The 12,775-nt window shown below is 60.9% G+C and carries 17 protein-coding genes; all 17 read left to right on the top strand.

The features are described 5' to 3' along the window. Positions 1–19: 19 nt before the first annotated feature. The 17 genes from recQ (at position 20) to rplN (ending at position 12,772) form a co-directional block, all read left to right on the top strand. Positions 20–1,867: a DNA helicase RecQ gene (recQ, locus tag LGM56_RS35770; protein WP_226208122.1), complete on the top strand. Its 1,848-nt coding sequence runs from the start codon at positions 20–22 to the stop codon at positions 1,865–1,867. Positions 1,868–2,094: 227 nt separating this feature from the next. Continuing rightward, positions 2,095–2,475 carry a 30S ribosomal protein S12 gene (gene rpsL / locus LGM56_RS35765; RefSeq protein ID WP_006400662.1) on the top strand — a complete coding sequence of 127 codons (381 nt, stop codon included), beginning with the start codon at positions 2,095–2,097 and terminating at the stop codon, positions 2,473–2,475. A gap of 172 nt (positions 2,476–2,647) precedes the next feature. Continuing rightward, entirely contained in the window at positions 2,648–3,118 is a 471-nt protein-coding gene (gene rpsG / locus LGM56_RS35760) for a 30S ribosomal protein S7 (RefSeq protein WP_006477195.1), read from the top strand. A 123-nt stretch (positions 3,119–3,241) separates the two neighbouring features. Further along, positions 3,242–5,344 carry an elongation factor G gene (gene fusA, locus LGM56_RS35755; protein ID WP_089472003.1) on the top strand — a complete coding sequence of 701 codons (2,103 nt, stop codon included), beginning with the start codon at positions 3,242–3,244 and terminating at the stop codon, positions 5,342–5,344. 39 nt (positions 5,345–5,383) lie between these two features. After that, the gene (tuf, locus tag LGM56_RS35750) at positions 5,384–6,574 is read left to right on the top strand and encodes an elongation factor Tu (protein ID WP_226208121.1); all 1,191 of its coding nucleotides are present in this window, start codon (positions 5,384–5,386) and stop codon (positions 6,572–6,574) included. Between the two features lie 287 nt (positions 6,575–6,861). Then, on the top strand, positions 6,862–7,173 hold the full coding sequence (gene rpsJ, locus LGM56_RS35745) for a 30S ribosomal protein S10 (protein ID WP_004199280.1): 312 nt from the start codon (positions 6,862–6,864) through the stop codon (positions 7,171–7,173). A 177-nt stretch (positions 7,174–7,350) separates the two neighbouring features. After that, complete coding sequence (rplC, locus tag LGM56_RS35740; RefSeq protein ID WP_006482922.1) at positions 7,351–8,001, top strand: 50S ribosomal protein L3; 651 nt, start codon at positions 7,351–7,353, stop codon at positions 7,999–8,001. Then, on the top strand, positions 8,001–8,621 hold the full coding sequence (gene rplD, locus LGM56_RS35735) for a 50S ribosomal protein L4 (RefSeq protein WP_011350675.1): 621 nt from the start codon (positions 8,001–8,003) through the stop codon (positions 8,619–8,621). The genes rplC and rplD overlap by 1 nt, the downstream gene beginning before the upstream one ends. After that, complete coding sequence (gene rplW / locus LGM56_RS35730; protein WP_004199275.1) at positions 8,618–8,932, top strand: 50S ribosomal protein L23; 315 nt, start codon at positions 8,618–8,620, stop codon at positions 8,930–8,932. The genes rplD and rplW overlap by 4 nt, the downstream gene beginning before the upstream one ends. 2 nt (positions 8,933–8,934) lie before the next feature. Continuing rightward, entirely contained in the window at positions 8,935–9,762 is an 828-nt protein-coding gene (gene rplB, locus LGM56_RS35725; RefSeq protein WP_006482900.1) for a 50S ribosomal protein L2, read from the top strand. 10 nt (positions 9,763–9,772) lie between these two features. Then, positions 9,773–10,048 (top strand): 30S ribosomal protein S19, encoded by a 276-nt coding sequence (rpsS, locus tag LGM56_RS35720; RefSeq protein ID WP_004199273.1) that lies wholly within the window; start codon positions 9,773–9,775, stop codon positions 10,046–10,048. A gap of 12 nt (positions 10,049–10,060) precedes the next feature. Continuing rightward, positions 10,061–10,390 (top strand): 50S ribosomal protein L22, encoded by a 330-nt coding sequence (gene rplV, locus LGM56_RS35715; RefSeq protein ID WP_004199272.1) that lies wholly within the window; start codon positions 10,061–10,063, stop codon positions 10,388–10,390. An 11-nt stretch (positions 10,391–10,401) separates the two neighbouring features. Then, positions 10,402–11,202: a 30S ribosomal protein S3 gene (gene rpsC, locus LGM56_RS35710; protein WP_006482899.1), complete on the top strand. Its 801-nt coding sequence runs from the start codon at positions 10,402–10,404 to the stop codon at positions 11,200–11,202. Positions 11,203–11,204: 2 nt separating this feature from the next. Further along, entirely contained in the window at positions 11,205–11,621 is a 417-nt protein-coding gene (rplP, locus tag LGM56_RS35705) for a 50S ribosomal protein L16 (RefSeq protein ID WP_006482873.1), read from the top strand. Between the two features lie 9 nt (positions 11,622–11,630). Further along, on the top strand, positions 11,631–11,825 hold the full coding sequence (gene rpmC, locus LGM56_RS35700) for a 50S ribosomal protein L29 (RefSeq protein WP_006400652.1): 195 nt from the start codon (positions 11,631–11,633) through the stop codon (positions 11,823–11,825). Further along, the gene (gene rpsQ, locus LGM56_RS35695) at positions 11,822–12,094 is read left to right on the top strand and encodes a 30S ribosomal protein S17 (RefSeq protein WP_006477189.1); all 273 of its coding nucleotides are present in this window, start codon (positions 11,822–11,824) and stop codon (positions 12,092–12,094) included. The genes rpmC and rpsQ overlap by 4 nt, the downstream gene beginning before the upstream one ends. A 309-nt stretch (positions 12,095–12,403) precedes the next feature. Continuing rightward, positions 12,404–12,772: a 50S ribosomal protein L14 gene (gene rplN, locus LGM56_RS35690; RefSeq protein WP_006482918.1), complete on the top strand. Its 369-nt coding sequence runs from the start codon at positions 12,404–12,406 to the stop codon at positions 12,770–12,772. The last annotated feature ends 3 nt before the right edge of the window (positions 12,773–12,775 follow it).

Raw genomic sequence — 12,775 nt, 5'->3', positions numbered from 1 at the left:
GCCGTCCCTGTCCTCATTCATGTCCCGCGCCCTCGAAATCCTCGACGAAGTATTTGGTTACCCCGCCTTTCGCGGCCAGCAGGGCGAGATCGTCGAGCACGTCGCCGGCGGCGGCGATTGCCTCGTGCTGATGCCAACCGGCGGCGGCAAGTCGCTGTGCTATCAGATTCCCGCGTTGCTGCGCCGCGAAGCCGGGCAGGGCGCCGGCATCGTCGTGTCGCCGTTGATCGCGCTGATGCAGGACCAGGTCGCCGCGCTGAGCGAAGTGGGGGTGCGCGCCGCGTACCTGAATTCGACGCTGTCGGGCGCCGAGGCCGCGGCGACCGAGCGCGCGCTGCGCGAGGGCGAAATCGATCTGCTCTACGTCGCGCCGGAACGGCTGATGACGGGGCGTTTCCTCGATCTGCTCGAGCGCGCGAAGATCGGCCTGTTCGCGATCGACGAAGCGCACTGCGTGTCGCAATGGGGGCACGATTTCCGCCCGGAATATATCCAGCTGTCGGTGCTGCACGAGCGGTTTCCGTCGGTGCCGCGCATCGCGCTGACCGCCACGGCCGATGCGATCACGCGCGACGAGATCATCCACCGTCTCGCGCTCGACGATGCGCGCCTGTTCGTGTCGAGCTTCGACCGCCCGAACATCCGCTACCGGATCGTCGAAAAGGACAACGCGCGTTCGCAACTGCTCGATTTCATTCGCGCCGAGCACACGAATGCCGACGGTACGACCGATGCAGGCGTCGTCTATTGCCTGTCGCGCCGCAAGGTCGAGGAAACGGCCGAATGGCTGAAGGCGCAGGGCGTGCGTGCGCTGCCGTATCACGCGGGGATGGAGTTCGAGGTGCGGCAGAAGCATCAGGAAATGTTCCAGCGCGAGGAAGGTATCGTGATGTGCGCGACGATCGCGTTCGGCATGGGCATCGACAAGCCGGACGTGCGCTTCGTCGCGCACCTGGACCTGCCGAAGAGCGTCGAAGGCTACTACCAGGAGACGGGCCGCGCCGGCCGCGACGGGATGCCCGCGAATGCGTGGATGGCGTACGGCCTCGGCGACGTCGTCCAGCAGCGCAAGATGATCGACGAGTCCGATGCGGATGATGCGCACAAGCGCGTCCAGACGTCGAAGCTCGACGCGCTGCTCGGGCTGTGCGAGACGATCTCGTGCCGCCGCGTGAGGCTGCTGAACTACTTCGGCGAGGAGAGCAAGCCGTGCGGCAACTGCGACACGTGCCTCGAGCCGCCGGCTTCGTGGGACGCCACGCGTGAAGCGCAGATGGCGCTGTCCTGCGTGTTCCGCGCGCAGCGCGCGAGCGGTTTCAATTTCGGCTCGAGCCACCTGATCGAGATCCTGCGCGGCGGGCGCACCGAGAAGGTGTTGCAGCGCGGCCACGATCAGCTCACGACGTTCGGAATCGGCGCGTCGCTGTCGGAGCCCGAATGGCGGGCGATTTTCCGGCAGCTCGTCGCGTACGGCTACCTGGCCGTCGATCATGGCGGCTTCGGCGCGCTCGTGCTGACCGAGGCCGCGAAGCCCGTGCTGAAGAACGAGGAGAAGGTCACGCTGCGCCGCTACGTGAAGCCGCAGCGCACGCGCCAGTCGTCGAGCCGCAGCGGGACGCGCGTCGATCCGACGGCCGGCATGGGCACGCGTGAGCGCGCACGGTGGGATGCGCTGCGCGCCTGGCGTGCGGAAACGGCGAAAACGGACGGCGTGCCGGCCTACGTGATCTTCCACGATGCGACGCTTGCCGAGATCGCGCGCAACGCGCCGGAGTCGATCGAGGACCTGCGCCATATCCCCGGCATGGGCGTGCGCAAGCTCGAGCGCTTCGGCGACGAGATCATCGACGTCGTCGAGTCGGCCTGACACAGGCGTTCCGACCCTTCCGGCAAACCAAGCGTCCGGCTGGCGAATCACGCAAGCCGTTGACTTAGTTGGCATTTCCGGAATATCATGCTGGGTTCCGGTATTCGGTGGGCCGAGTCGCGTTCCAAGGTTCGCACCCGTTTCGCCGGTTCGGAAGTCAACTGTGCGCCGATTCTCGCTTTGCCCGAAATCGATGCGCAGATTTTGTTCAATTTCAGGAATAAACAATGCCAACCATCAACCAACTGGTTCGCAAAGGCCGTCAGTCGGAAACGACGAAGAGCAAGAGCCCGGCCCTGCAGGACTGCCCCCAGCGTCGCGGCGTGTGCACCCGTGTGTACACGACGACGCCGAAGAAGCCGAACTCGGCACTCCGTAAGGTCGCCAAGGTTCGTCTGACGAACGGCTTCGAAGTGATTTCGTACATCGGCGGTGAAGGCCACAACCTGCAGGAACACTCGGTTGTGCTGATCCGCGGCGGCCGTGTGAAGGACTTGCCGGGTGTGCGTTACCACATGGTTCGCGGCTCGCTGGATACCCAGGGCGTCAAGGACCGTAAGCAAGCGCGCTCGAAGTACGGCGCGAAGCGTGCAAAGGCTGCCAAGTAAGCAGTTTTTGATCAGGGATCGCCACAGGGCGGTCAAGGCGGGAGTGCCGGATTGCCGGTGCTGTCGAGTAAGTGGTCACCCGGCCAAGCTGGTTAGTCGTGAAGATGTGATCGGGTTTGTTGGTGGCCGCGGAGCTGGAACCAGCTCCAACTGAACAAGTAAAGGAAGAATCATGCCGCGTCGTCGCGAAGTCCCCAAGCGGGAAGTGTTGCCGGATCCGAAGTTCGGTAACGTTGATGTAGCCAAGTTCATGAACATGCTGATGCTGTCCGGCAAGAAGTCGGTCGCAGAGCGCATCGTTTATGGCGCATTCGAACAAATCCAGACCAAGGGTGGCAAGGACCCGCTGGAAGTGTTCACGGTTGCGCTCAACAACGTCAAGCCGGTGGTCGAAGTGAAGAGCCGTCGCGTTGGTGGTGCCAACTATCAAGTTCCGGTCGAAGTGCGCCCGTCGCGTCGTATGGCATTGGCGATGCGCTGGCTGCGTGAGGCTGCGAAGAAGCGTAGCGAGAAGTCGATGGCCCTGCGTCTGGCAGGTGAACTCTCCGAAGCGGCCGAAGGCCGTGGCGGCGCGATGAAGAAGCGCGACGAAGTTCACCGCATGGCAGAAGCCAACCGCGCGTTCTCGCATTTCCGTTTCTAAGCGCCTGGCTGGGCTTTTAGCGGAAATAAATTCCGGGCGGGTGCGCTTTTCAGGCGCCTCGCCCGTTTGTGTTGAAGCATGATGCAGCAGGGCTGCATCGTGTCATCCCAGTAGAGGATCAAAGTGGCTCGCAAGACTCCTATCGAGCGCTACCGCAATATCGGTATTAGCGCTCACATCGACGCCGGCAAAACGACGACGACCGAGCGCATTCTGTTTTACACCGGTGTGAACCACAAGATCGGTGAAGTCCACGACGGCGCAGCTACGATGGACTGGATGGAGCAGGAACAGGAGCGTGGCATCACGATCACGTCCGCTGCTACCACCGCCTTCTGGAAGGGCATGGGCGGCAACTATCCGGAACACCGCATCAACATCATCGACACCCCGGGCCACGTCGACTTCACGATTGAAGTCGAGCGCTCGATGCGCGTGCTCGACGGCGCGTGCATGGTGTACTGCGCAGTGGGCGGCGTGCAGCCGCAGTCGGAAACGGTGTGGCGCCAGGCTAACAAGTACAAGGTGCCCCGTCTCGCGTTCGTCAACAAGATGGACCGTACCGGCGCGAACTTCTTCAAGGTCTACGACCAGCTCCGTCTGCGCCTGAAGGCGAACCCGGTTCCGGTCGTGGTGCCGATCGGCGCGGAAGAGAACTTCAAGGGCGTCGTCGACCTGATCAAGATGAAGGCGATCATTTGGGACGAAGCGTCGCAAGGCACGAAGTTCGACTACGTCGACATCCCGGCCGAGCTCGCAGAGACCTGCAAGGAATGGCGTGAAAAGATGGTCGAAGTGGCTGCTGAAGCCAACGAAGACCTGATGAACAAGTACCTGGAAGAAGGCGACCTGCCGGAAGCCGACATCGTCAAGGCGCTGCGTGACCGTACGATCGCGTGCGAAATCCAGCCGATGCTGTGCGGTACCGCGTTCAAGAACAAGGGCGTGCAGCGTATGCTCGACGCCGTGATCGACTTCCTGCCGTCGCCTGTCGACATCCCGCCGGTCAAGGGCGAACTCGAAAACGGCGAGTCGGCAGAGCGCCGCGCGTCGGACGACGAGAAGTTCTCGGCACTCGCGTTCAAGATCATGACCGACCCGTTCGTCGGCCAGCTGATCTTCTTCCGCGTGTACTCGGGCGTGGTGAATTCGGGCGACACGCTGCTGAACTCGACGAAGGACAAGAAGGAACGTCTGGGTCGTATTCTGCAGATGCACGCGAACCAGCGCGAAGAAATCAAGGAAGTTCGCGCAGGCGACATCGCTGCTGCGGTCGGCCTGAAGGAAGCGACCACGGGCGACACGCTGTGCGATCCGGCGAACCCGATCATTCTCGAGCGCATGGTGTTCCCGGAGCCGGTGATTTCGCAGGCTGTCGAGCCGAAGACCAAGGCTGACCAGGAAAAGATGGGCCTGGCGCTGAACCGTCTGGCTCAGGAAGATCCGTCGTTCCGCGTGCAGACCGACGAAGAGTCGGGCCAGACCATCATTTCGGGCATGGGCGAGCTCCACCTCGAAATTCTGGTCGACCGAATGAAGCGTGAATTCGGCGTGGAAGCAACCGTCGGCAAGCCGCAGGTTGCCTACCGCGAAACGATCCGTTCGACGGCGAAGGACGTCGACGGCAAGTTCGTCAAGCAGTCGGGTGGTCGCGGCCAGTACGGTCACGCAGTCATCACGCTCGAGCCGAACGAACAAGGCAAGGGCTACGAGTTCTTCGACGAGATCAAGGGTGGTGTGATTCCGCGTGAATACATCCCGGCGGTCGACAAGGGTATCCAGGACACGCTGAAGTCGGGCGTGCTGGCCGGCTTCCCGGTCGTCGACGTGAAGGTTCACCTGACGTTCGGTTCGTACCACGACGTTGACTCGAACGAAAACGCGTTCCGCATGGCCGGTTCGATGGCGTTCAAGGAAGCGATGCGCAAGGCGAACCCGGTCGTCCTCGAGCCGATGATGGCTGTCGAAGTCGAGACGCCGGAAGACTACATGGGCAACGTGATGGGCGACCTGTCGGGCCGTCGCGGTATCGTCCAGGGCATGGAAGACATGGTTGGCGGCGGCAAGATCGTGCGCGCCGAAGTACCGCTGTCGGAAATGTTCGGTTACTCGACGTCGCTGCGTTCGCTGACGCAAGGTCGTGCAACGTACACGATGGAGTTCAAGCACTACGCTGAAGCTCCGCGCAACGTTGCTGACGCGATCATCAGCGCGAAGTCGAAGTAATTCGTTATCTCAATCGATAATTTTTGAAAGAAGAGAATCATGGCAAAAGGTAAATTCGAGCGGACCAAGCCGCACGTGAACGTTGGTACGATTGGTCACGTTGACCACGGCAAGACGACGCTGACGGCAGCGATCACGACGGTTCTGACGAAGAAGTTCGGCGGCGAAGCGAAGGCATACGACCAGATCGACGCGGCACCGGAAGAAAAGGCGCGCGGCATCACGATCAACACGGCACACGTCGAGTACGAAACGGCTAACCGCCACTACGCACACGTCGACTGCCCGGGCCACGCTGACTATGTGAAGAACATGATCACGGGCGCAGCGCAGATGGACGGCGCGATCCTGGTTTGCTCGGCAGCTGACGGCCCGATGCCGCAGACGCGTGAGCACATCCTGCTGGCACGTCAGGTTGGCGTTCCGTACATCATCGTGTTCCTGAACAAGTGCGACATGGTGGACGACGCTGAGTTGCTCGAGCTGGTCGAGATGGAAGTTCGCGAACTCCTGTCGAAGTACGACTTCCCGGGCGACGACACGCCGATCGTGAAGGGTTCGGCCAAGCTGGCGCTGGAAGGCGACACGGGCGAGCTGGGCGAAGTGGCGATCATGAGCCTGGCCGACGCGCTGGACACGTACATCCCGACGCCGGAGCGTGCAGGTGACGGCGCGTTCCTGATGCCGGTGGAAGACGTGTTCTCGATCTCGGGCCGCGGTACGGTTGTGACGGGTCGCGTTGAGCGCGGCATCGTGAAGGTCGGCGAAGAAATCGAAATCGTCGGTATCAAGCCGACGGTGAAGACGACCTGCACGGGCGTTGAAATGTTCCGCAAGCTGCTGGACCAAGGTCAAGCAGGCGACAACGTTGGTATCCTGCTGCGCGGCACGAAGCGTGAAGACGTGGAGCGTGGCCAGGTTCTGGCGAAGCCGGGTTCGATCACGCCGCACACGCACTTCACGGCTGAAGTGTACGTGCTGAGCAAGGACGAAGGCGGCCGTCACACGCCGTTCTTCAACAACTACCGTCCGCAGTTCTACTTCCGTACGACGGACGTGACGGGCTCGATCGAGCTGCCGAAGGACAAGGAAATGGTGATGCCGGGCGACAACGTGTCGATCACGGTGAAGCTGATTGCTCCGATCGCGATGGAAGAAGGTCTGCGCTTCGCAATCCGCGAAGGCGGCCGTACGGTCGGCGCCGGTGTCGTCGCCAAGATCATCGAGTAATATCGACGATCCGCGGATCCCGACGGGGTCCGCGATTCCGCGGTATGCAGTCCGTACCGTCGAAACCGGGTGTCCAGCTTGCGCTGGCACCCGGTTTTGTTTTTCCGTCACGCGAAAGCGCGGGGCGAGAAACTCGCACCAACGCGCCGGAATTTCGTGTAGAATCGCGGGCTTAGCAGTGGAAGTACCGTCCGGAACCTGATGTCTCGCTCCCCGCAGGCGTCAAGTTTCACGTTCTTTTAGTGTCCGGCGATGCAACATCGCCTCGCTCTTTCCAAGGAATCGTCATGCAGCAACAGAAAATCCGCATTCGCCTGAAGGCATTCGACTATCGTCTGATCGATCAATCGGCTGCCGAGATCGTCGATACCGCGAAGCGGACTGGCGCAATCGTCCGTGGCCCGGTGCCGCTGCCGACGCGCATTCAGCGTTTTGACATCCTGCGTTCGCCGCACGTCAACAAGACGTCGCGCGATCAGCTCGAAATCCGTACCCACCAGCGCCTGATGGACATCGTCGATCCGACCGACAAGACGGTTGACGCGCTGATGAAGCTCGACCTGCCGGCTGGCGTCGACGTGGAAATCAAGCTGCAGTAAGGCTTCCGGCGTCGATCGGCTTGCCGGGCGGCGCTAAGTCTTTGATTGCTTGCGGAAAACGCGGAGGCGGGCTATAATGCTTGGCTTTTCGCGTATTCGCGTAAAAAAGTTGGGCCTTGCGTGCCCGGCATTTTGTAAATCAGCCCCGACCAATCGCAGTCGGGAATGGAGAAAATGATGAGCCTTGGACTCGTAGGTCGCAAGGTTGGCATGACCCGTATCTTCACGGCGGAAGGGGATTCGATTCCCGTCACCGTGCTGGACGTGTCGGACAACCGCGTGACGCAGATCAAGACTGTTGAAACCGACGGCTACACGGCCGTGCAGGTTGCATTCGGCTCCCGTCGTGCCTCGCGCGTGACGAAGCCGCTGGCAGGTCATCTCGCCAAAGCCGGTGTCGAAGCCGGTGAAATCCTCAAGGAATTCCGCATTGACGCGGCCAAGGCAGCTGAGCTGTCGAATGGCGCCGTGGTCGGTGCTGATCTTTTCGAAGTGGGCCAGAAGGTCGACGTGCAAGGCGTGTCGATCGGTAAGGGCTACGCCGGTACGATCAAGCGTTACAACTTCTCCTCCGGCCGTGCCACGCACGGTAACTCGCGCTCGCACAACGTGCCGGGCTCGATCGGTATGGCGCAGGATCCGGGTCGTGTTTTCCCGGGTAAACGCATGACGGGTCACATGGGTGACGTGACGGTGACGGTGCAGAACCTCGAAATCGCCCGTATCGACGCAGAGCGCAAGCTGCTGCTCGTGAAGGGTGCGATTCCGGGCGCGAAGGGCGGCAAGGTCTTCGTGACGCCGGCCGTCAAGACCAAGGGGGCGAAATAATGGAACTCAAGCTCCTGAACGAAAATGGTCAGGAAGGTGCAGTGGTCAACGCATCGGACGTCGTGTTCGGTCGTGACTACAACGAAGCGCTGATCCACCAGGTCGTCGTCGCTTACCAGGCGAATGCTCGCCAGGGTAACCGCGCACAGAAGGACCGTGAGCAAGTCAAGCACACGACGAAGAAGCCGTGGCGCCAGAAGGGTACGGGCCGCGCTCGTGCCGGTATGTCGTCGAGCCCGTTGTGGCGTGGCGGTGGTCGTATCTTCCCGAATTCGCCGGAAGAAAACTTCTCGCACAAGGTCAACAAGAAGATGCATCGCGCAGGTCTCTGCTCGATCTTCTCGCAGCTGGCCCGTGAAGGCCGTCTGTCGGTCGTCGAGGACATCATCCTCGAAGCGCCGAAGACCAAGCTGCTGGCCGAAAAATTCAAGACCATGGGTCTCGACTCCGTGCTGATCATTACGGATACGGTCGACGAGAACCTGTACCTGGCTTCGCGCAACCTGCCGCACGTGGCGATTGTCGAGCCGCGCTACGCTGACCCGCTGTCGCTGATCTACTTCAAGAAAGTGCTGGTCACGAAGGCTGCGGTCGCCCAGATCGAGGAGTTGCTGTCATGAGCGAGATTCGCAAGAACGATCATCGTTTGATGCAGGTCCTGCTCGCGCCGGTGATCTCGGAAAAGGCGACGCTGGTTGCCGACAAGAACGAGCAAGTCGTGTTCGAAGTCGCACCGGATGCCACGAAGCAGGAAGTGAAGGCGGCTGTCGAGCTGCTGTTCAAGGTTGAAGTTGATTCCGTCAACGTGCTGGTTCAGAAGGGCAAGCAGAAGCGCTTTGGCCGTTCGATGGGCCGCCGCAAGGACGTGAAGAAGGCGTACGTTTGCCTGAAGCCCGGCCAGGAAATCAACTTTGAAGCGGAGGCCAAGTAATCATGGCAATCGTTAAAGTTAAGCCGACATCGCCGGGTCGCCGCGCGATGGTCAAGGTGGTCAACAAGAACCTGCACCAGGGCAAGCCGTTCGCGGCACTGCTCGATTCGCAGAGCTCGACCGCCGGCCGTAACAACAACGGTCGTATCACCACGCGTCACAAGGGTGGTGGTCACAAGCAGCACTACCGTATCGTCGATTTCCGTCGCACGAAGGATGGCATTCCGGCAAAGGTCGAGCGTCTCGAGTACGACCCGAACCGTAGCGCGAACATCGCGCTGGTGCTCTACGCAGACGGCGAACGTCGCTACATCATCGCCCCGAAGGGCCTGACCGTCGGCCAACAGCTGATGTCGGGTTCGGAAGCGCCGATCCGTGCAGGCAACACGCTGCCGATCCGCAACATTCCGGTCGGTACGACGATCCACTGCATCGAGATGCTGCCGGGCAAGGGCGCGCAAATGGCGCGTTCGGCTGGTACGTCGGCCATGCTGCTCGCACGTGAAGGCGTCTACGCGCAGGTTCGTCTGCGTTCGGGCGAAATCCGCCGCGTGCACATCGAGTGCCGTGCAACGATCGGTGAAGTCGGCAACGAAGAGCATAGCCTGCGCCAGATCGGCAAGGCTGGCGCGAACCGCTGGCGCGGTATCCGCCCGACGGTGCGTGGCGTTGCGATGAACCCGGTTGATCACCCGCACGGTGGTGGTGAGGGCAAGACGGCTGCAGGTCGCGATCCGGTTAGCCCGTGGGGTACGCCGGCTAAGGGTTATCGCACCCGTAGCAACAAGCGCACGACGACGATGATCGTCCAGCGCCGTCACAAGCGTTAAGGAGTAGGCAATGGCACGTTCTGTTAAAAAAGGTCCGTTCTGCGACGCCCATTTGCTGAAGAAAGTTGAGGCGGCTGCAGCTTCGCGCGACAAAAAGCCGATCAAGACCTGGTCGCGTCGCTCGACGATTCTGCCGGATTTCATCGGCCTGACGATCGCTGTTCACAACGGCCGTCAACACGTTCCGGTGTACATCTCGGAAAACATGGTCGGCCACAAGCTTGGCGAGTTCGCACTGACCCGTACGTTCAAGGGTCACGCAGCCGACAAGAAGGCCAAGAAATAAGGGGCAATCAAGATGGAAGTGAAAGCAATTCATCGCGGTGCCCGCATCTCGGCGCAGAAAACGCGCCTTGTGGCTGACCAGATCCGCGGTTTGCCGGTCGACAAGGCGCTGAACGTTCTGACGTTCTCGCCGAAGAAGGCGGCTGGCATCGTGAAGAAGGTTGTGCTGTCGGCAATCGCGAATGCGGAGCACAACGAAGGCGCTGATATCGACGAGCTCAAGATCAAGAGCATCTACGTCGACAAGGCTGCATCGCTCAAGCGTTTCACCGCGCGCGCCAAGGGCCGCGGTAACCGCATCGAGAAGCAATCCTGTCACATCACTGTGACGGTCGGGAATTAAGGAGCCATACGATGGGACAGAAAATTCATCCGACTGGCTTCCGCCTGGCTGTCAGCCGCAATTGGGCTTCGCGTTGGTACGCGAACAACAACAATTTCGCGGCGATGCTGCAGGAAGACATCGGTGTTCGTGAATACCTGAAGAAGAAGCTGAAGAACGCTTCGGTCGGTCGGGTCGTCATCGAGCGTCCGGCGAAGAACGCGCGCATCACGATTTACAGCTCGCGTCCGGGTGTGGTCATCGGCAAGAAGGGCGAGGATATCGAGCAGCTGAAGACGGAACTGCAACGCCGCATGGGCGTTCCGGTTCACGTCAACATCGAAGAAATCCGCAAGCCGGAAACCGATGCTCAGCTGATCGCTGACTCGATCACGCAACAGCTCGAGCGCCGGATCATGTTCCGTCGCGCGATGAAGCGTGCGATGCAGAACGCGATGCGTCTGGGTGCCCAAGGCATCAAGATCATGAGCGCGGGCCGTCTGAACGGTATCGAAATCGCTCGTACGGAGTGGTATCGCGAAGGTCGCGTGCCCCTTCACACGCTGCGTGCCGATATCGACTACGCAACCTCGGAAGCGAAGACGACCTACGGGATCATCGGCGTCAAGGTGTGGGTTTACAAGGGCGACACGCTCGGCCGCAACGACGCACCGGTGGTGGAAGAAGTAGCCGAAGACAAGCGTCCGCGTCGCAATGCGCGTCCGGGCGACCGTCGTCCGCGCCGTGACGGCGAAGGCGGCGCTCCGGGTGCTCGTCGTGGCGCACCGCGCCGCGGCGCCGGCAAGCCCGAAGACGGCAAGACTGGAGAATAACGATGCTGCAACCGAAACGCAGAAAGTATCGTAAAGAGCAGAAGGGTCGTAACACCGGCAAGGCGACGCGCGGCAACGCAGTGTCGTTCGGTGAATTCGGCCTGAAGGCTATCGGTCGCGGTCGTCTGACCGCACGCCAGATTGAAGCGGCGCGTCGTGCAATGACGCGTCACATCAAGCGTGGCGGCCGCATCTGGATCCGGATCTTCCCGGACAAGCCGATTTCGCAGAAGCCGGCCGAAGTGCGTATGGGTAACGGTAAGGGTAACCCGGAGTACTACGTCGCCGAGATTCAGCCGGGCAAGATGCTCTATGAAATGGACGGCGTAACCGAAGAACTGGCACGCGAAGCGTTCCGTCTGGCTGCAGCCAAGCTGCCGCTGAAGACGGCGTTCATCGTGCGCCAGCTCGGCGCCTAAGGAGAAAATATGAAGGCTTCCGAACTTCTCCAGAAAGACCAGGCCGCGCTCAACAAGGAGCTGGCGGACCTGCTGAAGGCGCAATTCGGCCTGCGCATGCAACTCGCGACCCAGCAGCTCACGAACACGAGCCAGCTGAAGAAGGTTCGTCGCGACATCGCACGTGTGCGGACCGTCATGACTCAGAAGGCGAACCAGAAATGAACGATAGCGTGAAAACCTCGCTGAAGCGGACGCTGGTCGGTCGGGTCGTCAGCAACAAGATGGACAAGACCGTCACCGTGCTGATCGAGCACCGCGTCAAGCACCCGATCTACGGCAAGTATGTCGTGCGTTCGAAGAAGTACCACGCGCACGATGAAGCGAACACCTACAACGAAGGCGATCTCGTCGAAATCCAGGAAACTCGTCCTGTGTCGAAGACGAAGGCCTGGACGGTGTCGCGCCTCGTCGAAGCAGCTCGCGTCATCTAAGCGGGCAGCGCAGTAGGCAGTAACAGGCACTTCTCCGCGAAGTGCTTGAAATCGCAAAGTATTTGCTTGCGTGACCAGGATTATTTGTTATAATCCTGGTCTTCCCTCTTTATGGGAGCCCCGTCGCGGGCGAAGTTGGTGGGGGAAGCGGACTGGCGCCTGCCTGTCCGAAAGATTCACCGAATTGCGATGGCGGGTTTCGTTTGCCGTCGCTGCTGTTCCAACCCAAGCAGCCGATTGGCTGACGGGACCAAGACTGACCGAATGCATCATGGTGGTGCATCCGGATTAAGTTGGGAAAGACAAACCATGATCCAGACCGAATCTCGGCTCGAAGTAGCCGACAACACGGGTGCACGTGAAGTCCTGTGCATCAAGGTGCTCGGCGGCTCGAAGCGTCGTTATGCCGGCATTGGCGACATCATCAAGGTGAGCGTCAAAGAGGCAACGCCGCGCGGGCGCGTGAAGAAAGGCGAAATTTACAACGCCGTGGTGGTCCGCACCGCCAAGGGCGTGCGCCGTCAAGACGGCTCGCTGATCAAGTTCGACGGCAACGCCGCTGTGCTTTTGAATAACAAGCTCGAGCCGATCGGCACCCGTATTTTCGGGCCGGTCACGCGTGAGCTGCGTAGCGAACGATTCATGAAGATCGTTTCGCTTGCGCCGGAAGTGCTGTAAGGA

The organism is Burkholderia sp. AU38729, from assembly GCF_020419725.1.
Taxonomy (GTDB): Bacteria; Pseudomonadota; Gammaproteobacteria; order Burkholderiales; family Burkholderiaceae; genus Burkholderia.
This window is presented reverse-complemented; position numbering and strand designations above follow the sequence as displayed.

Excerpts from the sequence above, each read along its gene's own strand:
- rpsG (WP_006477195.1), top strand. The coding sequence starts at position 2,648 with ATGCCGCGTCGTCGCGAAGTCCCCAAGCGGGAAGTGTTGCCGGATCCG.
- rplV (WP_004199272.1), top strand. The coding sequence starts at position 10,061 with ATGGAAGTGAAAGCAATTCATCGCGGTGCCCGCATCTCGGCGCAGAAA.
- rpsL (WP_006400662.1), top strand. The coding sequence starts at position 2,095 with ATGCCAACCATCAACCAACTGGTTCGCAAAGGCCGTCAGTCGGAAACG.
- rpsQ (WP_006477189.1), top strand. The coding sequence starts at position 11,822 with ATGAACGATAGCGTGAAAACCTCGCTGAAGCGGACGCTGGTCGGTCGG.
- rpmC (WP_006400652.1), top strand. The coding sequence starts at position 11,631 with ATGAAGGCTTCCGAACTTCTCCAGAAAGACCAGGCCGCGCTCAACAAG.
- rplB (WP_006482900.1), top strand. The coding sequence starts at position 8,935 with ATGGCAATCGTTAAAGTTAAGCCGACATCGCCGGGTCGCCGCGCGATG.
- rpsC (WP_006482899.1), top strand. The coding sequence starts at position 10,402 with ATGGGACAGAAAATTCATCCGACTGGCTTCCGCCTGGCTGTCAGCCGC.
- tuf (WP_226208121.1), top strand. The coding sequence starts at position 5,384 with ATGGCAAAAGGTAAATTCGAGCGGACCAAGCCGCACGTGAACGTTGGT.
- rplD (WP_011350675.1), top strand. The coding sequence starts at position 8,001 with ATGGAACTCAAGCTCCTGAACGAAAATGGTCAGGAAGGTGCAGTGGTC.
- rplC (WP_006482922.1), top strand. The coding sequence starts at position 7,351 with ATGAGCCTTGGACTCGTAGGTCGCAAGGTTGGCATGACCCGTATCTTC.
- rplN (WP_006482918.1), top strand. The coding sequence starts at position 12,404 with ATGATCCAGACCGAATCTCGGCTCGAAGTAGCCGACAACACGGGTGCA.
- recQ (WP_226208122.1), top strand. The coding sequence starts at position 20 with ATGTCCCGCGCCCTCGAAATCCTCGACGAAGTATTTGGTTACCCCGCC.
- rplP (WP_006482873.1), top strand. The coding sequence starts at position 11,205 with ATGCTGCAACCGAAACGCAGAAAGTATCGTAAAGAGCAGAAGGGTCGT.
- rpsJ (WP_004199280.1), top strand. The coding sequence starts at position 6,862 with ATGCAGCAACAGAAAATCCGCATTCGCCTGAAGGCATTCGACTATCGT.
- rpsS (WP_004199273.1), top strand. The coding sequence starts at position 9,773 with ATGGCACGTTCTGTTAAAAAAGGTCCGTTCTGCGACGCCCATTTGCTG.
- rplW (WP_004199275.1), top strand. The coding sequence starts at position 8,618 with ATGAGCGAGATTCGCAAGAACGATCATCGTTTGATGCAGGTCCTGCTC.